Here is a 25,737-nt window from a genome sequence, read left to right as displayed (position 1 = left end):
TGGGATCGTGCAACATACGCCCGTTCCGGTACCTGGGGAGGTGTGGATGGGCGAGCTGCCGACCGACAAGCTGCGTACCGCCCGGCTGTTGCTGAGGGCGCCCGCGGAGGGCGACCTCGACGATCTCGTCACGGCGATGCGCGACGAGCGGGTACGGCGTTTCCTGCCGTACACGCCGGAGCCGTTCGGTACTGCCGAGGCGGTGGCCTGGCGGGACGTCGAGACGCCGGGCCGGTGGGCCGCCGGCGGCGCCGGGTTCGCGGTGGCCGACGGGACCGACGACCGCCTCCTCGGCGGCGTGTACCTCCAGCACGTGTCGCCGCGCCGGACCGACGCCGAGATCGCGTACTGGCTCGCGCCGTGGGCACGCGGCCACGGGTACGCCGCCGAGGCCGTCACCGCGGTCACCGACTGGGCGCTCCGGCACGGCATCGCCCGCCTCGAACTGCTCGCCGCGCCCGACAACCCGGGCAGCCAGCGCGTCGCCCTCGCCGCCGGGTACCGCCGGGAAGGCGTCGAACGCGGCGGCGGCAGCCGACCCGACGGCACCCGGTACGACATGGTCCTGTGGGCGCGGCTCGCCACCGACCCGCCCGGCCCGACCCCGCGGCTGCTGCCCGACCTGCCCGGCGACGAACTGTCCGACGGGGTCGTCGCGCTGCACCCGCTCGGCCCCGCGGACACCGCCGACGCGTACGCCGCGCAGCGACTGCCCGACGTGTACGAGTCCTCCGTACCGCCGCTGCCGCCCACCCTCGACCAGGTACGCGAGAGCTGCGGTACGGCGCAGAGCCAGTGGCTCGCCGGCGCCGCCGCCCGGCTCACCATCCGCGACGCACCCAGCGACCGGTACGCCGGCGAGATCCTCCTGCTCTACACCGAGCCCGTCACCGCCACCGGCATGATCGGCTACCACCTGGCCCGGGACTGGCGCGGCCGCGGCTACGCGACCCGCGCCGTACGGCTGCTCGCCGAATGGGCCTTCGAACACGCCGGACTCGCCCGACTGGAGGCCGGCGCCGCCCTCGACAACACCGGTTCCCAGGCCGTACTCGAACGGGCCGGGTTCCGCCGGGTCGGCGTCCAACTGTCCCGCCGGCCCGGACCGCGCGGTACCCGGATCGACGACGTCCAGTACGAGCTGGCCCGCGACCGCTGAGGGATGCGTACCCGCGGCGGGTGGCCGGGAGCCGGTTGCGGCACAGCGGGCCTGATGCCGCAGCGCGATCCCGAAGACCGGCGCGATCCCGGCGACATTGCCCGGTCGGACGGACGGCGGCGCGGCCCCGACCTGAGGTCGGAGCCGCGCCGGGCCGGAGCCAGTCGCCTCGGGCTGCGTCACATCGCGAGACGCAGGATGCCGTAGTCGAAACCCTTCCGCCGGTAGACCACGCTGGGCCTGCCGGACTCCTTGTCCATGAACATGTAGAAGTCGTGCCCCACCAGTTCCATCTGGAAGAGGGCGTCGTCGACGGTCATCGGGTCGGCGGGATGCTCCTTCTCCCGGACGATGCGGCCGGGCCCCTCCTCCATCATCGGCTCGACGTCGGTGTCGGCAGGTCGGTTGAGCACGGCCACCGATCCCTGATCGACCGCCATCGCGGCCTCGTCCACCAGCGGCGCGGTCGCCGACGCGACCGACACCGGGGTACGCCGGCCGCGGTGCACCCGCCGCCGGTCCGCGACCTTGCGCAACCGGCCCTCAAGCTTGGCCAGGGCCGCGTCGACCGCGGTGTAGAAGTCCTTCGCGCATGCCTCCGCACGCACTGCCGGGCCCCGGGACCGGCACGTGATCTCAACGCGTTGGCACCGCTCGGACTGGCGCCTGTTGCGCTCGTGGGACAACTCGACGTCGACCTCGAAGAGCTTCTGGTCGTAGCGCTCGACCTTCTGCATCTTCTCGGTGACGAACTGGCGGAAGTGGTCGGGCACCTCCAGGTTCCGGCCCTTGACGACTACATCCACGCCTGACCTCCCACGGTCTTGATCTTGGGTTTCCGCGGATCCGGTGTCGCGATCCGCACCCCGGCCGGCGACCTCAGCCCCCTGTGCGTCCCGACCGGTCATCGACTTCGGTGGAACCTCCCTGCCCTCGTACGGGAAAACCGTCCGTGCACCCGACGCTAGCCCCTCGTACCCCTCCCGGCATACCTCTGTTCACGAGGAATCCGAGGTCATCCGGGGTCTGGGGACCAACTCGGGGTCCTCCGACGGACTGGCTGTCCGACGGAGGCCAACACCGTATGCCGAGCGGCTGGATCCTGCCTGGCAACAGCCTGGGATCTACCGGATGGTCGCTTACTCACCGGCAGGTAGACCGGTACGTCGGCGACGGGTCGCGGCGAGCACCACGGCCGCGCCGACCGGTACCCCGGCGGTGTGCAGGACTCGGGCCGTCGCGGCGAGCGTCGCGCCGGTGGTGACGATGTCGTCGACCAGGACGACGGGGCCCGCCCGGGCCGGACGGGACGCCGCGGCCAGCCGGGCCAGGCCGACCGGTGCGGGACGGAACGCGTCGCGGGCGCGCCTGAGCCGCCCCGCCGCGGACAGCTCGGTCGAGTCGGGCAGCGACCCGACGGCGCGGACCGCGCGGTGCACCACGGCCACCCGCCCCGTACGCCGGAGCGAGCGGGCCGCGTGCCGGGCGAGCCGCAGCACATGGTCGCCGTGCCGGGCCCGGACGGCGCGCGGGGTCGCCGGCACGGGCACCAGGAGTATGGAGAGGTGGGCGGGGACGGTCGCGGCGACCACGTCACCCAGCCGGCGACCGAGCGGCCCGGCCAACCCGATCCGCCCCCGCTCCTTGTACGCCAGCACCAGCTCGCGCAGCACTCCCTCGTACCGGCCGAGGGTGGCGCAGGGGGGCAGGTCGGGCGGGGGCGGGTCGGGGACGGTCGGGAAGGGCCGGGCGCCGCCGAGGGCGAGCGCGCACGGTGGGCACAGCGGACGCGCCGGGCCGGACGAACCGCACCCGGGGCAGTCGGCGGGGAACACGAGGTCGAGGACGTCGGCGAGGACGGACATGCCACCACCCTGCCGGGCCGGTACGGCGACGGCCACCGTACCGGCGTGCCTGTGGACAACGCCTGTGGACAGGTTGCCGTACAAGCGAAAGCGCGCTAGGGACAGGCCGCGCCCCAAGCGGAAGCGCGCTAAGGACACCAGCCCGGACCGGCCCCGACCCCAGGGCAGAGCGCGGCGCGACGCGGCCGCGGAGCCAGGGCGGACGGACGCCGGCACCCGGGCGGGCGCGGGTCAGCTGGGGAAGAAGGGCGAACTGCCGTGCGGGGAACGGGTGGCGCCGCCGGGCGGGCCGACCTCGTTGCCGGTGATCTGGGCGATCCGGCCGGACGCGGCGAGCAGGATCGTGCCGTGCGCACCGCCCTTGGACGGGTCGCTGGTGGCGGAGGCGAGCTGGTCGGGTACCGCGTCACCGGCCGACCCGGTCAGCAGGTCGGACGACACGTCGTCGACGCTGAACTGCCAGACCCCGCCACGCGGGCCGCCGGACAGCGGGCCGTCCTCGCTGACCGTGCCGCGACCGCCGAACGCGACCTCGTCCTCCTGCGTCCAGGTGACCTCGGTGAGCTGCGTGAACGTACTCGCGAGGGGGCGTAGCCGGCCGATCGTGAGACGACCCGCGCCGGGGCCGGTGAGCAGCGGGGCGACGTACAGGTGGCCGTCGGCGACGAGGGCGACGCGGCAGCCGTCGGGCGCGACGGAGACGGCGGTGACGTTCCCGCCCGGGGGCGGTTCCGAGTACGTGACGGCGTGCGCGGCGCCGTCCGAGCCGACCGACCGGAGCGAGCCGCGCACCGGTACGAGGGCGGTGGCCGACCCGGGCAGCAGGCTCGGCGTACCGATGCCGTGCGCGCCGAGCCCGGTGACCGGCGTGTACACGACGCCGCCGCGGTTCTCGCCGCCGGCGCGGCCGAGCCACACCTCCGACCCGCCGTCCGACGCGGCACGTACCAGGAGGGCGGTGGAACCGTCGACGGACAGGGCGGCGCGCTGCACGTCGCTGTTCAGCTCGCCGGCGAGCGAACCGGACAGCACCGCCGGCAGCGACTCGTTGCTGGTGGCGGGCACGATCCGGCCGCCGGACACGTAGTACCCGGTGGAGCCGGCGCCGATCGTGGACATGTTGTAGCCGTGCCAGGTGCTGGCGTCGAAGGTGGTGCCGCGCACCCCGGGGATGTGGACGGCGCGGCCCTCCACCCGCAGTTGCAGCCGCGGCGCCTGCATCCGTAGCGACCAGGCGAGCTGCGCGGCCAGCATGTCGGTGTGCGGCGCGGCCGCGGCGTCGCTGGACAGGTCGACCACGACCACGTTGGTACCGCTGGCGACGACGTTCCCGCGGCGCTTCGTCCCGTCCGGGATGTCGTTGACGGCGGCCTGGCCGAGCCACGGCGACGGGCCGGCGAGCAGCCAGTCGACCAGGATGGTGCGCTGCTTCGGCGCGAGCACCCCGACCGACATGTACCGCAGGTCGGGCACGAGCGACCGGTGGTCCGGACTCGCGAAGTACAGGATGGTGGCGTTGTACTCGGTGGACATCGCCTCGGTCGACATCAGCGTCTCCGACGGCGGGTTCGTGATCAGCCACTCCTTCGTCGTCCCGTTCGGCACCGGCACCCGCACCAGGTGGAACAACTGCTGGTACGACCGGGACCGGCCGAGCGGCGGCGACTGCATGATCCCGCGGTCCCCGAGTACGCCGACGAGCTGGCCGCGGGCGCGGACCGTCGCCCTCTCCTGGCCGTCCTTGTCCTTCGACTGGTCGGTGACCGTGTAGCTGGTGATCCGGACGACGGTGAGCCCCGCCGGGTCGGGCCGCCAGGTACGCGCCACGTCGGACGTGAAGAACGCGGACACGGTGCTCTGCACCTGGTTCGGGTCGGCGCCGGCCGCCCGGTAGAACAGCTGCACCAGGTCGCTGGGGTTCGTGGCGGTCTCCGGCGTGGGCAGGTCGGCGGGCCGCTGGTTGCTCTCGTCGCCGCCCTGCGACCCGGTCACCGGCGCCGTCGACACCACCACCGGCGGCCCCGAGTCGGGCACCCCGCAGCCGGCCAGCGCCAGCAACACCGCCGCACCGACCGCCAGCAGACCCCGCCGTACGCGGCGGCGCTCAGTCATCGGTACCTCCCGGCGCGCCGGCGTTCGCCCGGGTCGGTCCGGGCGGCAGCGCGAGCGGACCGGACGGCAGCACGTCCGCGTCCGGCGGTACCAGCGGGAGCGGCGAGGACACGATCCGGTCGCCGGCCCGCGCCGGCACCGTCAGCCGGAACTGCGAACCCTGGCCCGGCGCGCCCCACGCCTCCAGCCAGCCGCCGTGCAGCCGGGCGTCCTCCAGGCTGATCGACAGGCCCAGCCCCGTACCGCCGGTCTGCCGGGCGCGTGACGGGTCCGCCCGCCAGAACCGGTTGAACACCAGCTTCTCCTCGCCCGACCGCAGCCCGATCCCGTGATCGCGTACGGCGAGGGCGACGGCGCGGTCGTCGGCCGCCAGCCGTACCTCGACGGGGCGGTGCTCGCCGTGCTCGATGGCGTTGCCGATCAGGTTGCGCAGCACCCGTTCGACCCGGCGCGGGTCGACCTCGGCGATGACCGGGCCGTCCGGCAGCATCAGGTGCACCGGGCAGCGCAGCCGTTCGGCGAGGACCGCGAAGCCGTCCACTGCACGCTGCACGATCGGTACCAGGTCGACGGCTTCGGCGTCGAGTACGGCGAAACCGGCGTCGAACCGGCTGATCTCCAGCAGGTCGGTGAGCAGCGCCTCGAACCGGTCCAGCTCGTCGGCGAGCAGTTCGGCGGAGCGGGCCGCGGTGGGCGGGAAGTCGTCACGCCCCGCGTACAGCATGTCGGCGGCCATCCGGACCGTGGTCAGCGGCGTGCGCAGCTCGTGCGAGACGTCCGAGGTGAAGCGGCGTTGCAGCCGGGACAGCTCCTCCAGCCGGACGATCTGGGTCTGCAGGTTGCTCGCCATCTGGTTGAACGAGGCGGCGAGCCGGGCGAGATCGTCCTCGCCGTGCACCTCCATCCGTTCGTGCAGCAGGCCCGCGGACAGCCGTTGCGCGGTCCGCGCCGCCGCGCGGACCGGCGTCACGACCATCCGCGTCACGATCGCCGCCATCAGCGCCAGCAGCAGTACCAGCGCCACCCCGGCCACGATCATCGTGGTACGGATCAGGTTGGCCGCGGACACCTCGTCGTCCAGCGGGAACAGGTAGTAGAGGTCGAAGACGCCCCAGCCGACGTCCACGTGCACCCCGACCGCCAGGTACGGCTTGAGCGCGCCGCCGCCCGGGTTCGCCGTCGTGAACTGGTACGCCAGCGTGCCCTGCCGGCTGACCACGTCGCGCAGCGCCGGCGGCACCTTGATCGACGCCGGATCCGCCGGCCCGCCGTACGGCGCGGTGTCGAGCTGCGCGTCCGGCACCAGCTTCACCTCGTACGTGCCGGCGCGGGTCGCCTCGTTGTACAGGCTCACCACCACGTCGCGTACGTTCCGGCCCAGCTCCGGGTCCTGCGGCCCGGACAGCGTGGAGAGCTGCTGCTCGACGGTGTTCGCCCCGTTCGACACCTGCCGGATCGCGGCCTCGCGCTTGGCGACCAGCAGGCCGGCGGTGATCTGCTTGGCCACGAAGTAGCCGAAGGCGGCGACGAGCAGCGACGACACCAGCAGGGTGATCGACACGACGCGCAGGTTGAGCGAGCGCCGCCACGGTCCGAACGCACGACGGAGCCGGCGCATCACCCCGGGGGCGAGGCGCCGTGCCGTCCGGCGGATCCACCGGACGGCGGCGTCGACCGTGGCGCGCATCGTGCCTATCCCGTACCTGCCTTGTAGCCGACCCCGCGCACGGTCAGGATGATCTCCGGCCGCTCCGGGTCCGGCTCAATCTTGGCGCGCAGCCGCTGGACGTGCACGTTCACCAGCCGGGTGTCCGCCGCGTGGCGGTAACCCCACACCTGTTCGAGGAGTACCTCCCGGGTGAAGACCTGGCGCGGCTTCCGTGCCAGCGCGACCAGCAGGTCGAACTCCAGCGGCGTCAGCTTCACCTCGGCGCCGTTCCGCGTCGCCGTGTGCGCCGGTACGTCGATGGTGATCTGCCGGCCGGGCGGGCCGATGGTCAGCAGCTCCGGCGCGGTGTCCTCGCCGCGGCGCAGCCGGGCCCGCATCCGGGCGACGAGTTCCTTGGGTTTGAAGGGCTTCACGACGTAGTCGTCCGCCCCGGACTCCAGCCCGAGTACGACGTCGACGGTGTCGCTCTTGGCCGTCAGCATCACGATCGGCACGCCCGACTCCGCCCGGATGGCCCGGCAGACGTCGATGCCGCTCATCCCGGGCAGCATCAGGTCGAGCAGGACGATGTCCGGCCGGGTCTCCCGGAACGCCGCCAGCGCCCGCTCGCCGTCGGCCACGAACGAGGGCATGAACCCCTCGCTGCGCAGCACGATGCCGAGCATCTCGGCCAGCGCCGGATCGTCGTCGACGACCAACACACGAGCCCTCATGCCACCGCCTCGCCCGGACGGCTCACCGCGCGGCCGCGGAGCGGCGTCGACCCAGGACCCGGTGCGTACGCGAACCGTCGCGCTGCGCTTCGTTGCGTATCGCTCATGGCCCCTATGTTTTCATCAGCTGCCCACCGGGGACGAACCCCGCCGTCGCCGTGACGGCCGACCGGCCCGTTCGGGTCGAGCCGGATCGGCCGAACGGAGGGCGTCAACGAGCCGCTTCATCCTCGATGTACCGGTTACGTCCGGCGATCAGCCCGCCGACGAGCTGTGGCACCAGGACGACCAGCAGGAACACGACCGGTACCGTCCACCCGCGCGTCGCGTCGTGCAGGAACCCCACCGCGAACGGTCCGAGCGCCGCGATCAGGTACCCGACGGACTGCACGAACCCGGACATCGCGGACGTGCCTGCCGGTGTACGGGAGCGGAGACCGACCATCAGCAGCGCCAGCGGGAACGCGCCGCCGCCGATGCCGATGAGTACGGCCCAGAGGATCGCGCCGGCGTGCGGGGCGACGAGCAGCCCCACGTACCCGACGACGTAGCAGGCGATCAGGCCCACCACGTACGGCCGCTGGTCCCGGCCGCGGCTGGCGAGCCCGGGCAGCAGCAGCGCGATCGGCATGCCGATCGCGGTCACCAGCGAGACCAGCAGGCCCGCCGCGCCGGCCGACCAGCCCGCGTCCGCGAAGATCCGCGCCAGCCAGCCGAACACCACGTACGCCTGGAGCGACTGGGTGCCCATGTACACCGCCAGCGCCCAGCCGAGCCGGGTCCGCGCCGGCCGGATCCGGGTCGCGACCGTCGCCCCGGCCCCCGCGGTACGCGTCGGGTCGGCGCGCAGCGCACCCAGCCACGGCACGAACCCGAGTACGGCGACGGCGGCCCAGACGGCGAGCCCGCCGCGCCAGCCACCCGTCGCGTGCGCCGCCGGTACGGCGACCGCGGAGGCCAGCGCCGTCCCCAGGTTCAGCACCATCGTGTACAGGCCGGTGACCAGGCCGATCCGCCGCGGGAAGTGCGTGCGGACGAGGACCGGCAGGGTCACGTTGCCGGCCGCGATCCCGGCCAGCCCCAGCACGCTGACCAGGATGAACACCGGCGTGGACGGGGCGAGCGGCCGTACGGCGAGGCCGACGACGAGGGCGGCCATGGCGGCGAGGAGTACCCGGTGTGCGCCGAAGCGCCGGGACAGCCGCGGGGTCAGCGCGGAGAACGCGCCGAAGCACAGGGCCGGCAGCGTGGTGAGCAGCCCGGCGACCGTACCGGACATGGACAGGCCGGTCTGTACCTCACCGAGCAGGGCGCCGACGCTGGTGATCGCGGGCCGCAGGTTGAGCGCGACGAGCAGGATGCCGACGAGGACGAGGACGCCGGCGCGCCGGTCGGTGGTGCCGGCGGGGGCGCGCTCGGCGACGGCGAGTCCGGCGGGGGTCGTCTGTTCCACCGACCCACTGTAGATTCATGGGATGACCGGATGACAGGAGGTTGTTGGCAATGCCACTGCGCAACGCGTCCCGTACTCCGCTGGTCGAGTCGGTCATCGACCAGCTCCGCGAGGCGATCGCGAGCGGCGAGTGGCCGGTCGGCAGCCGGATACCGACCGAGCCCGACCTCGTCGCCCAGCTCGGCGTCGGCCGCAACACGCTGCGCGAGGCGGTCCGTGCCCTCGCCCACCTCGGCCTCCTGGAGTCCCGCCAGGGCGCCGGCACGTACGTCCGGGCGGACAGCGAGCTGGCCGGAGCCGTCCGCCGCCGCCTCGCCCACGCCGAACTCCGCGACCTCATGGAGGTACGCCGGGCGTTCGAGGTGGAGGCCGCCCGGCTCGCCGCGCTCCGGCGTACCGAGGAGGACCTGGTGGTGTTGCGGGCGGCGCTGCGCGCCCGGGACGAGGCGTGGGACGCGCAGGACGCGGACGTGTTCGTGGAGACCGACGCGCGGTTCCACCACACCGTCGCCGAGTGCGCGCACAACCGCGTCCTCGCCGAGCTGTACGCGGACTTCGGGGTGCAGCTGCGCGACATCCTGCACACGTGCGTCGGTGAGACCGTCCGGCCCGAGGGGTACCTGAGCCACACCGGGCTGGTCGACGCGATCGCCGCGGGCGACCCGGACCGGGCCGCGACCGAGGCCGCCCGGTTCCTCCGCTTCCTGCCGACCGGATAGCGCCGCGGTCGTTCCGGGGATGCGGATGCGTGCCAGGATGGCGCGGAACGCCCCCCGGGAGAGTGAGTGGTGCAGGTGCTGCCGATGCGGCCGGCGACGGTCGGCGAGCTGCTCGACGCGTCGGTCGTGCTGCTGCGCCGCTGCGGCCTGCCGTTGCTGCTCCTCGGTCTGGTACTCGCCGCCGCGCAGCAGGCCCTGTCGGTCGCCCTGAGTGCCGCGACGCCGGGTGGGCCGCTGCGTCCCGCGTGGTGGGTGTGGCTGGCCGTGTGGCTCGGCACCGAGAGCACGGTGCTCGCCGTACTCGCCGCGCCGGCCTCGGTGGGCGCGGTCCGTGCCCTGCTCGGCGAACCGGCCGGCCGTCGTACGTTGCTGACCGCGCCGGGGCGCCGCTGGTTCGGCGTACTGCTCGCCGCTGCGGTGCTGGGGCCGTGCGCCACGGTCGCCGCGCTGCTGTGCGGCCTGCCCTGGCTGTTCCTGTACGCCGTGACCGGACTGGTCGTCCCGGTGATCGTCGCCGACCGGGCGGGCGCGTCGGCCGTGACCCGACCGTTCCGGCTGGTGTTCCGGGGCTCGGGGCGGGTGGCCGGGATCCGGCTGCTGGGCTATGTCGGCTGGCTCGCGATCCGCCTCGCCGTCGGGTACGCGGGGGTCCTGCTGCTGTCGTCGTACGAGTCGGACCTGCTGTCGGCGCTGCCGTGGGTGGTCGTGGACGCGGTCGCGTACCCGGCGCTGGCGTGCCTGGACGCGTGCGTACACCTGGAGAACCGGATGCGGATCGAGGGCCTGGACCTCGCGCTCGCCGGCTCCGACCGGCCGCGCGCGGTGGTGGAGGCGGTGGGGTGAGCCGCTTCTGGACCGAGCTGGTCGCCGACGTCGCCGACCACGTACCGGGTGGGGTGGCCGGGCTCGCCGCGCTCCTGCTGCTGCTCGCCGCCGCCGTCACCGTCGCCCTGTACTGGCGGCCCCGCCGGCGCCACCCGCGCCGCGACACCGACCCCGGTACGCACACCACGCTGCCGCTGCCCGACGACGGGCCGGACGACGACGAGCTGCCCGACGTGCCCGCCGCCGACCTGCGCTCCCTCGCCGACCGGTACGCCGCCGCCGGCCGGTACGCCGAGGCCGTACGGGAGCGGCTGCGGGCGATGGTGCGCGAGCTGGTGGACCGTGCCGTGCTCGTACACCGGCCCGGGTGGACGGTCACCGAACTGGCCGCCGCGGCCGGCTCCGCGGAGCCGGGGATCGTCGGGCCGATGGGCGAGGCCGCCGCCGTCTTCTCCGCCCTCTGGTACGGCGGGGAGCACGCCACGGCGGGGCACGACGCGCGGATGCGCGAGCTGGCCGACGCGGTACACCGCACCGTCGGAGCGGTCCGGTGAGCGCGCGTCCGCCGGTGTGGCGGCGGCTGCGGTGGCGGCGGTGGATGGCGCCGTGGGGCGCGGTTTTCGTGCTGTGCACGTTCACCGTCGTCACCTGGGCGGTCGACCACGAGACCGCCACCGACCGGGACTTCCTCGAACCGGGCTCGACCGCGGCGGTCGGTTCGCACCGGCTGGCCGGCCAGCTCGACCGGCGCGGCGTCACCGTCCAGCGGTACGGCGGGTCTGCGGGCGCGGTCGAGGGCGCCCGCGGCGGCGGTACGACGGTGCTGGTGACCGCGCCCGACTTCGTCCGGCCCGACGCGCTCGGCGCGCTGCTGTCGCTGCCGGCCGACGACCGGGTCGTCCTCGTCGACCCCTCGCCCGGTGTGCTCGCCGCCCAGGACCTTCCGGTACGCCGGACCGGGTCACGCTGGACGACCGGCGTACGACCGGCCGGCTGCGGGCTGCCCGGACCCGCCGCCACCCTCGGCTCCGCGTACGCGGTGCGCGGGGGGACGCGGTGCTTCGACGGCGGCCTGGTCCGGGTCGTACCGGCCGGTGGGCCGGAGATCGTGGTCGTGGGCGCCGCGGACGTGTTCCGCAACGACCGGCTCGGCGAACACCGGAACGCCGCGCTCGCCGGCGCGCTGCTCGGCGGGTACGACCGGCTCGCCTGGCTCAGCCTGCACCGGCCGGAACGCGCCACCGCGCCCGCCGTACCGCCGACGACGGAGCCGACGCCGCGGCCGACCGAGCCACTGCCGACGGACACCCCGAGCGGGCAGCCGACCGACCTGCCGACGCCGAGCGGTACCGCGGACGGCGGCGGATCCGGGCGGCAGGCCGGCGGCGACCGGTCGAGCCCGCTGGGTGGGGCGTTCCCGCCGTGGGTGTGGGCGGTCGTCGCCCAGGTACTCCTGGCCGCGGTGCTGTTCGCGCTGTGGCGCGCCCGCCGCCTCGGTACGCCGGTCGCGGAGCCGCTGCCGGTGGTGGTGCCCGCCGCGGAGACGGTCCGCGGCCGGGCCCGGCTGTACCAGCGGGCGAAGGCGCGCGGGGTGGCGCTGGGCGCGCTGCGGGCGGGGGCGTTGCGCCGGCTGGCCCCGGTGCTCGCCGACCTGGCCGACGGGCAGCCGGCGGGCGGCGACCGGCCCGCGACGGTCGTGTCCGGGCTGGCCCGCCGCGCGGGCTGGCCACCCGATCGCGTGCACGCCGTACTCTTCGGCCCGGAGCCGGAGACCGACGACGAGCTGCGCGCCGCCGTCGCCGAGCTGGACGAACTGGTCCGCCGAGTACAGGAGGAAGGCCGGGGTGCAGGACACGACTGAGGTGGCCACGGTGTCGGCCCGGGACGCGCTCGGTCGGCTGCGGGCCGAGGTGGGCAAGGTCGTCGTCGGGCAGGACGCGGTGGTCAGCGGCGTGGTCATCGCGTTGCTGTGCCGCGGGCACGTACTGCTGGAGGGCGTGCCCGGGGTGGCGAAGACGCTGCTGGTGCGCGCGCTGTCGCGGGCGCTGGCGTTGGATTCCAAGCGGATCCAGTTCACGCCGGACCTGATGCCGGGCGACGTCACCGGCTCCGCGGTGTACGACGCGCGCAGCGCCGAGTTCGAGTTCCGCGAGGGGCCGGTGTTCACGAACCTGCTGCTCGCCGACGAGATCAACCGGACGCCACCGAAGACGCAGTCGGCGCTGCTGGAGGCGATGGAGGAACGGCAGGTGTCGGTGGACGGTGCGCCGCGGGCGCTGCCGGACCCGTTCGTGGTGGCCGCGACGCAGAACCCGGTCGAGTACGAGGGGACCTACCCGCTGCCGGAGGCGCAGCTGGACCGGTTCCTGCTGAAGTTGACGGTGCCGCTGCCGGAGCGGGACGCCGAGCTGGCCGTGCTCCGCGCGCACCACCACGGTTTCGACCCCCGCGACCTCTCCGTCGTACGGCCGGTCGCCGGCCCTGCGGACCTGACCGCCGCCCGCCACGAGGTCGGCGCCGTACGGGTCACCGACGTGGTGCTGGGGTACATCGTGGACGTGTGCCGGGCGACGCGGAGTTCGCCGTCGCTGTCGCTGGGCGCGTCGCCGCGCGGGGCGACCGCCCTGCTGCACGTGGCGAAGGCGTGGGCGTGGCTGGCCGGCCGCGACTTCGTCACCCCGGACGACGTGAAGGCGCTGGCCCGTCCGGCGCTGCGGCACCGGATCCGGCTGCGCCCGGAGGCGGAGCTGACCGGGGTCACCCCGGACGCCGTACTCGACAGCGTCCTCGCCAGCGTGCCGACGCCGCGCTGATGCTCACCTGGCGCCCGGTCGCGCTGCTGGCCGCGCTGGCGGTGACGCTGCCGTTGTGGCCGTCGCCGCTGCTGGGCGTGCTCTGCTCGGTGGCGGCGGTGCTCGCGCTGACGACCGTGGACCTGGTCGCGGCGGCGCCGCTGTCGGCGGTCCGGCTGACCCGGTCCGGTCCGACGCAGCTCCGCCTCGGCGAGTCCGCGGCGGTGCACCTGACCGTCGCCAACCGCGCCACCCGCCCGCTCCGCGCGGAGGTACGGGACGCCTGGGTGCCGTCCGCCGGCGCCGTCGGTACGGTGCGCCGGATGACGGTGCCGGCGGGCGGCGCGTACACGATGGCGAGCTGGTTGACGCCGACGCGCCGCGGGGACCGGCCGGCGGCGCGGGTGACGGTCCGCTCGTACGGGCCGCTGCGGTTCTCGTACCGGCAGACGACGGCACGCCGGGCGGACCGGATCACTCCACAGTGGACGGTGCGGGTGCTGCCGCCGTTCCGGTCCCGGCGGTACCTGCCGGAGAAGCTGGCCCGGCTGCGCGTCCTCGACGGCGCGGTGGTGGTGCGCGGGCGCGGCCAGGGCACCGAGTTCGACGCCCTCCGGGAGTACGTGCCGGGCGACGACGTACGGTCCATCGACTGGCGGGGTACGGCCCGGCGCGGCGGTGTCGTGGTCCGCACCTGGCGCCCGGAACGCGACCGCCGGGTGCTGTGCGTCCTCGACACCGGCCGTACGTCGGCGGCCCGGATCGGCGACGAACCGCGCCTGGACACCGCCATGGACGCCTGCCTGCTGCTCGCCGCGCTCGCGTCCCGCGGCGGCGACCGGGTCGACCTGCTCGCCGTCGACACCGCCGTCCGTGCCGCCGTCCGGGGCGCCGGCCGGGCCGCGCTGCTCCCCCGGTTCGCCGACGCGCTCGCGCCGGTGCAACCGTCGCTGGTGGAGACCGACTTCGAGCTGGTCACCGGCGAGATCCTGCGCGCCGAACGGAAACGCTCCCTCGTCGTGCTGTTCACCGCGCTGGAACGCGGCGCGCTGTCCGAGGGCCTGCTTCCCGTACTGCCGGCGCTGACCGCGCGGCACACCGTCGTCCTCGCCGCCCTGCACGACCCGGACGTCGCCGCGATGGCCGCCGACCGGGCCGACCCGTACGCGGCGGCCGCGGCGGAACGTACCCTCGCCGAACGGGGCCGGGTCCGGGATGCCTTGTCCCGCAACCAGGTGATCGTCGTCGACGCCCCCGCCGACCGGTACCCGTCGGCCGTCGCGGACGCGTACCTGGAGTTGAAGGCGGCCGGCCGGCTCTGAGCCGTCAGGCCAGGAAGTGGTCGACGAGCAGGACGAGACGCTCGTCGGCGGCGGGGCGTGAGCGGCGCGGCGGCGGCCCGATTCGGGAACCGGTGGCGAGGCGGCGCAAACGGCGCAGCGGCCACCAGCCGGACACACAACCGCAACGGTACGGCCACCGTCCGGAGACGTACCGACACTCCTCGAACCGAACGTTGAAGCTTTTTTGCGAGGCTTTTACACTGCGCTCCCCGCGCCGGGCGGGACACGGACGCCGGGCGGGACGCGAACAAGTACACCGGGAGAGGCAGTGCCCCGCACCAACTCGTTACGCCGCAGAACCAGGTACTGGTTCGACCGCACCATGTCGAAGGGCACGCCCGCCCTCGTCGGGTGGCTCGCCATCGCGTCGCTCGCCGTCGTCCTCGTCGGCGGCGTACTCGCCTGGACGGCCGAACGGCTGGTCCCCGAGAAGCACCCGGACGAGAACGAGCCGAAGGGGCTGCTCGCCTCGCTGTGGCAGGCGGTCCTGCACGCGATGGACCCCGGCACGGTCGCCGGCGACACCGGACACTGGTGGTACATCGCGATCGCGTTCCTGATCACGATCGGCGGCATCCTGATCGTCACCGCGTTCATCGGTGTGCTCACCACCGGCCTGGACGCCAAGCTCGCCGACCTGCGCAAGGGCCGCTCCGACGTCCTGGAGCAGGGGCACACGGTCATCCTCGGCTGGTCCGACCAGGTCTTCACGGTCATCTCCGAACTGGCCGAGGCGAACGCCAACCAGCGGCGCGCCGCCATCGCGATCCTCGCCGACCGGGACAAGGTCGAGATGGAGGACGAGATCCGGGCCAAGGTACCGGACGTCGGCCGGATGCGGGTCGTGTGCCGTACCGGGGATCCGGTGGACCCGGACGACATCACCATCGTCAACCCCGCCGAGGCCAAGGCCGTCGTCATCCTGCCGTCCACCGAACCGAACCCGGACGCCCAGCTCGTACGTACGTTGCTGGCGGTGGGCAAGGCGCGCGAGAACAGCGCCGCCCCGTGCCCCGTCGTCGGCTGCGTCTCCGAGTCGAAGAACCTCGCCGCCGCGCGGCTCGCCGGCGGGCCCAGCGCGTACCTGATCGACGCGAACGACATCGCCGCCCGGCTCATCGTGCAGACCTGCCGGCAGTCCGGGCTGTCCGTCGTGTACACCGACCTGCTCGACTTCGGCGGCGACGAGGTGTACCTGAAGGAGGAGCCGGCACTCGTCGGGTACACGTACGCCGACGCGCTGCACGCGTACCGGACGTCGTCGATCATCGGGATCCTCGGCGGCGACGGGCGCATCGCGATCAACCCCGACAGCCGGGTACGGATCCAGCCCGGCGACCGGCTCATCGCCATCTCCGAGGACGACGACACCGTGGTGCTGTCCCCGACCGGCCCGGCGCCCGTCGACCGCAGCGCCATCACCGCCATCCCGAACTCCCCGCCCACCAAGGAACGCACGCTCATCCTCGGCTGGAACGCCCGCGCCACCGGCGTCCTGACCCAGCTCGACCAGTACGTGTCGGCGGGGTCGGAGGCGCAGGTGGTCGCGAGCCACCCGGACGCCGGCCCGGCCATGCGCAAGCTCGCCGTACTCAACCTGCTGCTGGACTTCAAGGCCGAGGACAGCTCGGACCGCAGCGTGCTGGAGTCGTTGCGGGTACAGGACTTCGACCACGTCATCGTGCTGTGCGGCGACGACGTCGACCCGCAGCTCGCCGACTCCCGTACGCTCGCGACGCTGCTCCAGCTGCGCGACATGGAGCAGAAGCTCGGGGACCGGTTCTCCATCGTCAGCGAGATGGCCGACGACCGGAACCGCGCGCTCGCCCAGGTCACCCAGGCCGACGACTTCATCGTCAGCGACAAGCTGCTGACCCTGATGATGACGCAGGTGTCGGAGAACCCGCACCTCGCGACCCTGTTCGACGACCTGTTCGACGCGGACGGCTGCGAGATCTACCTCAAGCCCGCCGGCCGGTACGTGCGTCCCGGGATGCCCATCAACTACCAGACGGTGGTCGAGGCGGCGCGGGCGAAGGGCGAGTCGGCCATCGGGTACCGGGTGGCGGCGCAGTCGCTCGTGCCTCCGACGTACGGGATCGTGCTGAACCCGGACAAGGCCGCGCCGCTCACGATCCGGCCCGGCGACAGCGTCGTCGTCCTCGCCGAGGACTGACCGCGCTCCGCCGAGTTCCGTTGCCGTGCAAGGGGATCGGATGGTTCCGTTGCGCCGCGAGGGGTCCAGCTACTTCCCTTGCGGCGCAACGGTTGTGGCTACTCGACGAGCTGGAGTTCGTGGCTGGTGTTGTTGAGGCGGCGGCCGGCGGAGTCGGTGACCGTGACGATGTCCTCGATCCGTACGCCGAAGCGGCCCGGCAGGTAGATCCCCGGCTCGATGGAGAAGCACATGCCGGGGACGAGCCGCTGCCGCTCGCCGGCCACCAGGTACGGCGGTTCGTGGGTGGTGACGCCGATGCCGTGGCCGGTCCGGTGGATGAAGTACTCGCCGAAGCCGGCGTCGGCGATCACCGCCCGCGCCACCGCGTCGATCCGCTGGCACTCGACGCCCGGCGCCACCGCCTCGTACGCCGCCTGCTGCGCGTCGCGCACCACCTCGTACACCCGGCGTACCTCGGCGGTGGGCTCACCGACGTGCACGGTGCGGGTGGTGTCCGAGCCGTACCCGGAACGCAGGCCGCCGAAGTCAAGGACGACGGTGTCGCCCGGCTCGATGACCCGGTCGCCGGCCTCGTGGTGCGGGTTCGCCCCGTTCGGGCCGGAACCGACGATCGTGAAGTCCACCTGCTCGTGCCCGTACTCGCGGAGCAGGTCCGCCAGGTCCGCGGCGACCTCGCGCTCCCGGCGCCCGCCGAAGCGTGCCGTCAGGATCCGCTCGAACGCGGCGTCCGCGGCGGCGCCGGCCGCGGCCAGCCGGTACACCTCGGCGTCGTCCTTGACCGCGCGCAGCATCGGCAGCACGTCCGACAGCCCGGCGTACGTGCTGTGCGGCAGGACGCGCTGCAGGCCGAGCAGGTGCAGCGCCCACGTCTCGTCGGACACGCCGTACCGGCCGTCGGGGCGGGTGAGCAGCGGGGCGAGCACCCCGTACGGGTCGACGCCGTCGGTCCAGTCCACGAACCGCAGCCCGGCCGGCGTGCGCTCCGCGTCGCCACGTTCCAGGGTCGGTACCACCAGGGTCGGCGCCGCGCCCGGGGTCAGCACCAGCGCGGTGAGCCGCTCCGTCGCCGCCGGCGGCGTGTACCCGCACAGGTAGCCCAGGTCCGGCCCCGGGGTGACCACCAGCCCGGCCAGCCCCACCGCGCCGGCCTCCGCGAGCGCGCGGCGCATCCGCCCCGCGTACTCCTCGGCGCCGAACTCCGTCGCATCGTCCATGCTGGTCAGGCTACGGAAACGGACCGGGGCGCGACCCCGGTACCGCGATACTCCACCAGGCATGCCCGCCCGGAAACCGGCTGCGGCCGGCGCGGAGACCGGCGATACTGCGCCGATGCCGCGAGTCACCCGTACCAACCCGGCCGGCCTGCACCCGACTCCCGGGTACCACCACGTGACGGTCGTCGAGGCCGGGCGGCTGGCGTACCTGGCGGGGCAGTGCCCGCTCGACGCGGCCGGCGCGGTCGTCGGCGTCGGCGACGTGCTCGCCCAGACCGACCAGGTCGCCGCGAACGCGTACGCCGCGCTGGCCGCCGCCGGCGCCGTACCCGAGGACGTCGTCCGCTCCGTCATCTACGTGGCGAGCGACGAGCAGCCCGTCCTCGCCGCCGTCTGGGACCGCTTCCGCGCGTCCCCGCTCGGCGCCGCGTTCGGCAGCGCCAGCACCCTGCTCGGCGTCGCCCGGCTCGGCTACCGCGACCAGCTCGTCGAACTCGACCTCACCGCGGCGGTGTCGTGACCGCCGTCGACGCACTGCTCATCGGCGGACGGTCCGGCGTCGGCAAGTCGACCGTCGGGTGGGAGGTCGCCGCCCAGCTCACCGCGGCCGACGTGGCCCACGCGTACCTGGAGGGCGACGCGCTCGACGCCGTCCACCCGCGGCCCGACCTGCCCCTCGCCGAGACGAACCTGGCCGCGCTGTGGCGCACCTTCGCCGCCGCCGGCCAGCACCGGCTCGTCTACACCAACACCGCCTCGGTACTCGACAGCGCGATGATCCGGCGCGCGCTCACCGCCGCCGGCGCCCGGCCCGTACGGCTGCTCGGGGTGCTGCTCACCGCGTCCGACGACACCGCCAACGACCGGCTCGCCCGCCGCGAGATCGGCTCCACCCTCGACCGGCACGTACGCCGCAGCGCGGAGATGGCGCGGCGGCTGGCATCCGAGGTACCGCCGTGGGTGGCGCGGATCCCCACCGACGGCCGTACCGTCGCCGACATCGCGGCCGACGTCGTCGCCCACACCGGCTGGCGCGCGTGGTGCCCGTAGCGGGCGTCGACCGCGTCGCGACGTGGCTAGCGTGGGGGCATGGACGGCACGGACGTACTCGACGCGACGGGCGAGATGACGCGGGTGCTGGGCCCGTACGCGGGGCGGGACTGGCAGGTGCCCGCCGGCGGCCTCGACTGGACCTGCTGGCAGACCGCCGCACACGTCGCGCACGACCTCCTCGCGTACGCCGGGCAGGTCGCCGGCCGCCCCACCGACCGGTACCTGCCGTACGACCTGCGCGTACGAGGAGGCCACGCCGGCCGACCTGCTCGCCGTCGTCGCCGCCGCCGGCGGGCTGCTCGCCGCCGCGCTCACCGTCGCCCCCGCCGACCTGCGCGCCTGGCACTGGGGCCGCACCGACCGCGCCGGGTTCGCCGCGATGGGCGTCGCCGAGACCCTGCTGCACACGTACGACATCGTGCAGGGGCTGGGCGTCGGGTGGCGGCCACCGGGCCGGCTCAGCGCGGCCGTCCTGACCCGGCTCTTCCCGGACGCCCCGGCCGGCGACCCCACCGCCGTACTCCTCTGGTCCACCGGGCGCGGACCGCTCCCGGGCCGTACGCCCGTCACGTCCTGGGTCTGGCACGCCGCCGTCGACTGAGGCCGGCGCGGGTCGGGGAACCTAGGTTTGCGGGATGCGGTACCGGATTCTGGGTGACGTCGAGGTGTGCGGGCCGGCCGGCTGGCGGGGTGTCGGTGCGGCGAAGTGGCGGACGCTGCTGGCGGTACTGCTGCTCGGGGCGGGCCGGCCGGTCGCCCCGGAGGCGCTGGTGGACGAGCTGTGGGCGGGCAGCCCGCCGGCCACCGCGCGCAAGCTCGTCCAGGTGTACGTGCATCGGGTGCGCCGGCTGATCGACGACCCGGCCGGGCTGGTGCTGCGTACCGGGACGACGGGGTATCTGCTGGCGGTGGCGGCGGACGAGGTCGACGCGGGGCGGTTCGAGGCGCTGGCGGCGGCGGGCCGGGAGCGGCTGGGCGCGGACCCGACGGCCGCGGCGGACGTGTTGGCTGAGGCGATCGGGCTGTGGCGGGGGCCGGCGCTGGCGGGGGTGCCGCGGACGCCGCGGGTGCGGCTCGCCGTGGACCGGCTCGAACGTGCCCGCCTGGAGGCGGTCGAGTGCTGGGCGGACGCGCAGTTCGCGCTGGGCCGGCCGGATCTGGTGCCGCCGCGGGTGCGCGAGCTGGCGGCGGCCCATCCGGTACGCGAGGAGCTGCACGTACGGCTGATCCGCGGGTTGCTGGCGTCGGGGCACCGGTCGGAGGCGGTGCAGGCGTACCGGAGGTTGGGGCGGGCGTTGGCGGCGGAGTTGGGGATCGGGCCCGGCGACGCGGCGCGGGCGCTGGGCCGGGAGCTGGGTTCGGATGCCCCGCGGGGCCATCGGCGTACGCCGCGCGGACCGGGGATGCGGGCCGCGCCGACGCGCCGGAACCCTTCCCGCGCAACGGTTTCCCCGGTACCGGCACAGTTGCCGCCGGCGGCGGTGCCGTTCGTGGGTCGGCGCCGCGAGATCACCGCGGTACGCCGGGCGTTGCGGGAGGCGCGCCGCGCGCACCGGGTCGGCGTGTGCCTGTTGACGGGGATGGGCGGCTGTGGCAAGTCGGCCCTGGCCGTACGGGTCGGTCATGCGCTGCGTGCCCGCTACCCGGACGGCACCCTGTACGCGGATCTGCGCGGCTCGGGCGCGGACCCGGTGTCGCCGGCGGAGGTGCTGGCGGCGCTGCTGCGCGCGGTGGGTGTGGCGCGGCCGCCGGCGTCGGTGGCGGAGGCGAGCGCGGCGTACCGGTCGGTGCTGGCGAATCGCCGGATCCTCGTGGTACTGGACGACGCGGGCTCGGCGGCGCAGGTCCGGCCGCTGCTGCCGGCGGGTCCGGGCTGCGCGGCGGTGGTGACGAGCCGCCGTACGCTGCCGACCCTGGACGCGGCCGCGACCTGCGAGGTGGGGCCGCTCGCGGCGGGCGACGCGGTGGGGCTGCTGGCGGCGCTGACCGGCGGCGTACCGCGGGCGACGCTGGCGACGCTGGCCGGACTGTGCGACGGCGTACCGCTGGCGCTGCGGATCGTGGCGGCCCGGCTCCGTACCGCCGATCCGGCCGCGTTGGTGGCCCGGCTGTCCAACGAGCGCCGCCGGCTCGACGAGCTGCAGATCGACGACCTGGCGGTACGGACCGCGTTCGAGGCCGGGTACCGGATGCTGGCCGACAGCGCCGACCCGGCCGACCGGGCCGCCGCACGGGTGTGGCGGTTGCTCGCCGACACCGGGCTGCGCGAGCACTCCCCCACCACCTTCGGCGTACTGCTGGGCGTGGCGCCGGGCGACCGGGCGGGCGACGGCGCGGCGGATCCGTTGGCGGAGCGGCTTCTCGCGGCGCACCTGGTGGAGGCGCGGGAGCCCGGCCGCTACCGGATGCACGACCTGGCCGCCCTGTACGCCGCGGAGCGCGCCGCGGCGGACGAGACGCCGGCCGACCGGTCCGCGGCACTGCGCCGGCTCGTCGCCTGGTACGCCGACGCCGCCGACCGGGCCGCCCGACTCGTCGGTACGGTCACCGACGGCCGGGGGTACGCGGGGCCGGAGTTCGGGGGGCCGGACGCCGCGCGCCGCTGGCTGGACGCCGAGCGCGGCAACGCCCGCGAACTCACCCGCCGCGCCGCCGCCGTCCCCTCGCTGCGCCGCGACGCGACCCGCCTCGGCTCCACGCTCGCCAGCTACCTCACCGTCTGGGGGTACGACGGGGAAGCCGAAGCCGTCGGCCACCTCGTGCTCGACGCGGCCCGGCGTACCGGGGACCGGGGTGCGGAGGCGACGGCGCTGAGCCGGCTGGGCGCCGCGTACCTGCGGCAGGGCGACGACGCCTCGGCCGTCGACTGCCTGCGCCGCAGCCTCGACCTGTACCGGACGCTCGACGACGAGGGCGGTGCCGCCGGCGCGTGGAACAACCTCGGGCTGGCGCACCGCCGTACCGGACGGCCGACGGCGGCGCTCACCTGCCTGCGTACCAGCCTGGCCATCCGGCGCCGGCTGGGCGACGAGGTGAAGGCCAGCTCGACGCTCGACAACATCGGCCTGGTGTACCTGGATCTGGGTGACACCAAGCGGGCCGTGCGCTGCCACGAGGAGGCGCTCGACCTGGCGCGCCGGCTCGACCGGCACCACCTCGCCGGACTCGTCATGATCAACCTCGGCTGGGCGCGGTACCGCGCCGGCGACACCGGCCCCGCGGTCGGCTGGCTCCGCCGCGCCGTCGTCACCTGTCGCGACGTCGGGCACCGGCTCGGCGAGGCCGAGGCGCTGCGCCGGCTCGCCGACATCCTCGACGCCGCAGGGCATCCGGCCGCCGCGGCACGCCGCCGGGAGCGGGCGACGGCCCTCGCCGACGGCTGACGTCGCTCCCGCGAATCACACTGGCCCTCCGGGTGACCACCCGGATGTCCGTCCACTATGGAGCGAGGCGCGGGGGTTCGAAGGCGAGCACGGAAGGGATCCGGGTCGGGTCGGCGAGGCGCAGCAGTTGCAGCCCGGTGCCGGCGAGCCCGGTCATCAGCCCGGGTGCCTCCACTCCCGTTGGTACGCCGCAGATCCAGCCGTCCGCGTCGATGGAGTCGAGGACGGATCCGGCCCGCAGCCGTACTTCGGCGGCGAGGTCCGCGCGGTGGAGCCGGTCGGCGGCGAGGAGCAGCAGGTCGAGGTTGCCGAGGTCGCCGTGGCAGAGGGAGTGGTTCATGCCGAAGCCGCGGCGGCGGGTGGTGTCGAGGGCGGTGTCGAGGTCCGCGCGTACGTCGGGGGTGTCGAGGTGGGGCAGGGAGAGCAGCCGCGAGATGCCGATCCCGGCGGCGCCGGCGCACCACGCGACGAGGGTGCCGCCCGGTCCGCTGCCGCCGCGGCGGACGTCCTGCCAGTTGCCGGCGGCGGGCAGGAACAGGTCCCGCTCGTACGCGAGGCCGGCGCGCGCGGTGTCGGTGCAGCGGGTGTCGCCGAGGGTGCCGGCGGCGAGCAGGAGGGGCCAGACGATGCCGGCGGCGCCGTGCGAGACGCCCGCCATCGGTACGTCGGCGACGCGTTCCTCGACCATGACGGTGCCGAGCCAGGCGGCGCCCGAGCCCGCGGGCCGGGCGCCGCGGACGAGCGCGTCGGCGCAGGCGGCGAGCGCGTCCGTGAGCGCACCGCCGGGGCGTACGGCGGCGAGGGCGGCGAGTCCGGCGATGGAGCCGGCCGATCCGGCGACGAAGTCGTACCGGGTGTCGCGGGCGGCGTCGGCGGCGATCGCCGGTACGAGCGAGGCGGCGTAGTCGAGCAGGCCGGGGTCGTCCCAGAGGACGCCGAGGTGGGTGGCGGCGTACACGAGGCCGCCGAGCCCGGCCATGCCGCCGACCTTGCCGACCATGTCCCGCGCGACCTGGGAGCGTGCGGTGGCGAACGCGTCGCGGGCGAGCGCGGTGTGCGCGCGCTCGCCGGTGGTGGCGCCGAGGTGGGCGAGGAACAGCGCGATGCCGGACAGCCCGTGGAAGAGGTCGGCGCCGAGCGGGCTGAGCGACCAGTTCTCGCCCTGGTTCGACTGCACGCCAAGCCATTCCGCCGCCCCGTCGCTCCGGTACGCGATGCCGGCGAGGTACCGGCCGATCCGGTCGGCGTGCGCCACGAGCCGGTCGGGTGCGGCGTCGGCCCGCAGCGGCGGCGGCCGGTACCCGGGGTACTCGACGCCGCGGACGTCGACGGCGGTGGTGGCGAGCGCGCCGCGGATGAGCCAGCGTTGCCGGGCGAGGTCGTCGGGGCCGAGTCCGCGCAGCCGTGCGGTGACGTTCGCGAGGCCGCTGGCGCCGACGAGGCCGGGCAGCGGCGCGCCGGTGGACGCGCGCAGGTCCGTCTCGTCGGTACGGGCGGTGAACACGGGGATGTCGTGCCGCCACAGGTCGGCGCGCTCGTGCTCGACGGCCGCGGCGAGCGCGGGCCGCCGCGCCACGTCCTTCCACAACCGGTCGAGGTGCCGGTCGAGTTCCAGCCCGTCGCGCAGCACGTCCGGGTGGTACGCGGTGTGCCGCAGCATCTCGTACTGCATGGTGGCGCGCAGGATGACGCGCACCTCGTCGCCGGTGAACGCGGTGACCGGGCCGCCGGGCGCGAGAAGGTCGTCCCGCCGCTCCGCGCACACCTGGTACACCTCGGTGAAGCCGGCGACGATGTCGTCGGCGTAGTCGAGTACCCGGAGTGTGGTTCCGTCGTCGACGGGGCGGTTGGCGGGGCGGCCCATCGTCTGCCGGCGGAGCCGCACGCTCATCCGGTCGGTGCCCTCCTCCGCCAGGTACGGCAGGGCGATCGGGGTGAGGCGGTCCCCGGCGCCGCCGCCCAACCCGCTCACGTCGACGCTGCTGCCGGACGCGGTCTGCCACGCCTGGAACGGCAGCAACCCGATCCGGAGTACGGAGGCGGCCGCGGCGTTGACGGCGAGGAGTTCGGCCTCGGGCGCGCCGTCCGCGCGTACCAGGAGGTCGGGTTGGATCAGCGACTCCAGGTCGATGAGGACGGGGTGCTCGCCGGCGGCGATCAGGTTCTCGGCGTGGAAGTCGTTGGCGCACAACACATGTAGCAGCGCGAGCAGCCCACCCTGCCGGTGGTAGAAGCGGTGCAGCCCGTCGGGTCCGCTCGCCGGCGCCGGCCGGACGAACTCCGACCAGCCGTACGTGCCGCGGTCCAGGTAGGTCAGCGTGCGGAAGCCCGGCGTGGCGCCGGTACGGTCCAGCCAGCGCAGCAGGTCCTGGAAGTGCACGTCCACGGCGACCGGCCGCGGCTTGTACACCAGCGTCACCCCGCCCGCGAAGTCCACTGTGGACACCGTCTGCCCGCCGCGGTGCGCGTCGCCCAGCCCGGTCCGGATCGCCGTCACGGCACCGAGTTCGCCGAACGTGCGGGTCAGGTCGGCGCGGTCCGCCAGCAGCCGCCGCACGAACGTGGCGCTCGTCGTCACCCACTGGTCCGCGATCGTCGCCGCCAGCCGGAACAGCACCGGGTACTCTCCCAGCAGGTGCCGCCGGTACGCCGGGTCGCGCAGCCGTACCCGGAACGCGGCGAAGCGTTCCTCCGGTGTCTCCCCCGGCAGGTCGTCGAGCAGCCGCGCGATGTTCAGCTCCAGTACCAGGCAGCGCGTCACCACGTGGTTGAGCTGGTGCGGCAGCGGCGGGTACAGCAGCTCCACGTACCTCCCGGCACCGTCCACATCGGACAGTTCGGTCGCCAGCCGGGCGCGTGCCCGGGCGAGTACCGGATCGAGGATCGGAGTGAGCGGCTCGTCCGACTGCGGCGGCGGCTCCTCCTCGTACGCGGCGGCCAGGTCCCGCACCCACCCGGGGTCGCCGAGCCGGGCGGCGAGCGCCTCGTCCGGTTCGGCGAGCAGCGCGCGCAGCTCCTCCTCGGTGAGGGCGTCGGCGCGCAACCGTTCCGCCCAGTACGTGTCGAACGGGGGTTGCGCGCGCCACCGGTCCAGCCGGCGCGCGGCCTTCTCCGACCGGGAATCCGTTGCGGCTACGGCGATCCCCGGGGCGGCGTTGTCGGCGCTGGCGGTGGCACGGTCCGGGCCGGGCGTACGGCGGCGCTCCGCGAGGGACGCGGCGCGGGTCGGGGCAGCGGGCATGCGCGGTCCTCCTCGGC

21 protein-coding genes are annotated in these 25,737 nt (G+C 74.8%); 12 read left to right on the top strand and 9 right to left on the bottom strand.

Annotated features, from left to right (window positions below; translation table 11 throughout):
• The first annotated feature begins 46 nt into the window (after positions 1-46).
• On the top strand, positions 47-1,159 hold the full coding sequence (locus Aru02nite_RS07585; protein WP_203655984.1) for a GNAT family N-acetyltransferase: 1,113 nt from the start codon (positions 47-49) through the stop codon (positions 1,157-1,159).
• 179 nt (positions 1,160-1,338) lie between these two features.
• On the opposite strand, the gene hpf is transcribed toward Aru02nite_RS07585, so the two are convergent.
• The 6 genes from hpf to Aru02nite_RS07555 form a co-directional block, all read right to left on the bottom strand.
• The gene (gene hpf, locus Aru02nite_RS07580; RefSeq protein ID WP_203655982.1) at positions 1,339-1,965 is read right to left on the bottom strand and encodes a ribosome hibernation-promoting factor, HPF/YfiA family; all 627 of its coding nucleotides are present in this window, start codon (positions 1,963-1,965) and stop codon (positions 1,339-1,341) included.
• A gap of 333 nt (positions 1,966-2,298) precedes the next feature.
• A complete protein-coding gene (locus Aru02nite_RS07575) occupies positions 2,299-3,024 on the bottom strand; it encodes a ComF family protein (protein WP_203655979.1) in 726 nt (241 codons plus the stop codon).
• A gap of 231 nt (positions 3,025-3,255) precedes the next feature.
• Positions 3,256-5,136, bottom strand: a complete 1,881-nt coding sequence (locus Aru02nite_RS07570; RefSeq protein WP_203655977.1) for an LpqB family beta-propeller domain-containing protein — start codon at positions 5,134-5,136, stop codon at positions 3,256-3,258.
• Positions 5,129-6,823, bottom strand: coding sequence for an MtrAB system histidine kinase MtrB (mtrB, locus tag Aru02nite_RS07565; RefSeq protein WP_203655971.1), 1,695 nt, complete (start codon positions 6,821-6,823; stop codon positions 5,129-5,131). The genes Aru02nite_RS07570 and mtrB overlap by 8 nt, the downstream gene beginning before the upstream one ends.
• A gap of 5 nt (positions 6,824-6,828) precedes the next feature.
• Positions 6,829-7,518: an MtrAB system response regulator MtrA gene (mtrA, locus tag Aru02nite_RS07560; RefSeq protein WP_203655970.1), complete on the bottom strand. Its 690-nt coding sequence runs from the start codon at positions 7,516-7,518 to the stop codon at positions 6,829-6,831.
• Between the two features lie 211 nt (positions 7,519-7,729).
• Entirely contained in the window at positions 7,730-8,971 is a 1,242-nt protein-coding gene (locus tag Aru02nite_RS07555; protein WP_203655969.1) for a CynX/NimT family MFS transporter, read from the bottom strand.
• Positions 8,972-9,021: 50 nt separating this feature from the next.
• Here Aru02nite_RS07555 and Aru02nite_RS07550 point away from each other — a divergent pair, with 50 nt between their 5' ends.
• The 6 genes from Aru02nite_RS07550 to Aru02nite_RS07525 all read left to right on the top strand — a co-directional run bounded on the left by Aru02nite_RS07550 (position 9,022) and on the right by Aru02nite_RS07525 (position 14,629).
• Positions 9,022-9,690, top strand: coding sequence for a FadR/GntR family transcriptional regulator (locus Aru02nite_RS07550; protein ID WP_203655968.1), 669 nt, complete (start codon positions 9,022-9,024; stop codon positions 9,688-9,690).
• A 66-nt stretch (positions 9,691-9,756) separates the two neighbouring features.
• Positions 9,757-10,533: a hypothetical protein gene (locus tag Aru02nite_RS07545; RefSeq protein ID WP_239076491.1), complete on the top strand. Its 777-nt coding sequence runs from the start codon at positions 9,757-9,759 to the stop codon at positions 10,531-10,533.
• On the top strand, positions 10,530-11,069 hold the full coding sequence (locus tag Aru02nite_RS07540) for a DUF4129 domain-containing protein (protein ID WP_203655967.1): 540 nt from the start codon (positions 10,530-10,532) through the stop codon (positions 11,067-11,069). Before Aru02nite_RS07545 ends, Aru02nite_RS07540 begins: the two co-directional genes overlap by 4 nt.
• A complete protein-coding gene (locus tag Aru02nite_RS07535) occupies positions 11,066-12,376 on the top strand; it encodes a DUF4350 domain-containing protein (RefSeq protein ID WP_203655966.1) in 1,311 nt (436 codons plus the stop codon). Before Aru02nite_RS07540 ends, Aru02nite_RS07535 begins: the two co-directional genes overlap by 4 nt.
• A complete protein-coding gene (locus Aru02nite_RS07530; RefSeq protein WP_203655965.1) occupies positions 12,360-13,328 on the top strand; it encodes an AAA family ATPase in 969 nt (322 codons plus the stop codon). Before Aru02nite_RS07535 ends, Aru02nite_RS07530 begins: the two co-directional genes overlap by 17 nt.
• Positions 13,328-14,629, top strand: a complete 1,302-nt coding sequence (locus Aru02nite_RS07525) for a DUF58 domain-containing protein (RefSeq protein ID WP_203655964.1) — start codon at positions 13,328-13,330, stop codon at positions 14,627-14,629. Before Aru02nite_RS07530 ends, Aru02nite_RS07525 begins: the two co-directional genes overlap by 1 nt.
• 4 nt (positions 14,630-14,633) lie before the next feature.
• Here the strand turns inward: Aru02nite_RS07525 and Aru02nite_RS37165 are convergent, their stop codons facing one another.
• Entirely contained in the window at positions 14,634-14,765 is a 132-nt protein-coding gene (locus Aru02nite_RS37165; RefSeq protein ID WP_275408599.1) for a hypothetical protein, read from the bottom strand.
• Positions 14,766-14,972: 207 nt separating this feature from the next.
• Between Aru02nite_RS37165 and Aru02nite_RS07520 the strand changes: the two genes are divergently transcribed.
• Positions 14,973-16,826: a CASTOR/POLLUX-related putative ion channel gene (locus Aru02nite_RS07520; RefSeq protein WP_203655963.1), complete on the top strand. Its 1,854-nt coding sequence runs from the start codon at positions 14,973-14,975 to the stop codon at positions 16,824-16,826.
• Positions 16,827-16,924: 98 nt separating this feature from the next.
• Here the strand turns inward: Aru02nite_RS07520 and Aru02nite_RS07515 are convergent, their stop codons facing one another.
• The gene (locus Aru02nite_RS07515) at positions 16,925-18,043 is read right to left on the bottom strand and encodes a M24 family metallopeptidase (protein ID WP_203655962.1); all 1,119 of its coding nucleotides are present in this window, start codon (positions 18,041-18,043) and stop codon (positions 16,925-16,927) included.
• Between the two features lie 115 nt (positions 18,044-18,158).
• Here Aru02nite_RS07515 and Aru02nite_RS07510 point away from each other — a divergent pair, with 115 nt between their 5' ends.
• The 4 genes from Aru02nite_RS07510 to Aru02nite_RS07495 all read left to right on the top strand — a co-directional run bounded on the left by Aru02nite_RS07510 (position 18,159) and on the right by Aru02nite_RS07495 (position 22,479).
• Positions 18,159-18,563 (top strand): RidA family protein, encoded by a 405-nt coding sequence (locus Aru02nite_RS07510; RefSeq protein ID WP_203655960.1) that lies wholly within the window; start codon positions 18,159-18,161, stop codon positions 18,561-18,563.
• Positions 18,560-19,093: a nucleoside/nucleotide kinase family protein gene (locus tag Aru02nite_RS07505; RefSeq protein WP_203655958.1), complete on the top strand. Its 534-nt coding sequence runs from the start codon at positions 18,560-18,562 to the stop codon at positions 19,091-19,093. Before Aru02nite_RS07510 ends, Aru02nite_RS07505 begins: the two co-directional genes overlap by 4 nt.
• 382 nt (positions 19,094-19,475) lie before the next feature.
• Positions 19,476-19,697: a hypothetical protein gene (locus Aru02nite_RS37435; protein ID WP_308446256.1), complete on the top strand. Its 222-nt coding sequence runs from the start codon at positions 19,476-19,478 to the stop codon at positions 19,695-19,697.
• Positions 19,698-19,731: 34 nt separating this feature from the next.
• Positions 19,732-22,479 carry an AfsR/SARP family transcriptional regulator gene (locus Aru02nite_RS07495; protein ID WP_203655956.1) on the top strand — a complete coding sequence of 916 codons (2,748 nt, stop codon included), beginning with the start codon at positions 19,732-19,734 and terminating at the stop codon, positions 22,477-22,479.
• Positions 22,480-22,534: 55 nt separating this feature from the next.
• Here Aru02nite_RS07495 and Aru02nite_RS07490 read toward each other — a convergent pair whose 3' ends face one another.
• Positions 22,535-25,720, bottom strand: a complete 3,186-nt coding sequence (locus tag Aru02nite_RS07490) for a type 2 lanthipeptide synthetase LanM family protein (protein WP_203655954.1) — start codon at positions 25,718-25,720, stop codon at positions 22,535-22,537.
• Positions 25,721-25,737 lie beyond the last annotated feature (17 nt).

It is taken from the genome of Actinocatenispora rupis, assembly GCF_016861975.1.
GTDB classification, from domain to species: Bacteria; Actinomycetota; Actinomycetes; order Mycobacteriales; family Micromonosporaceae; genus Actinocatenispora; species Actinocatenispora rupis.
This window is presented reverse-complemented; position numbering and strand designations above follow the sequence as displayed.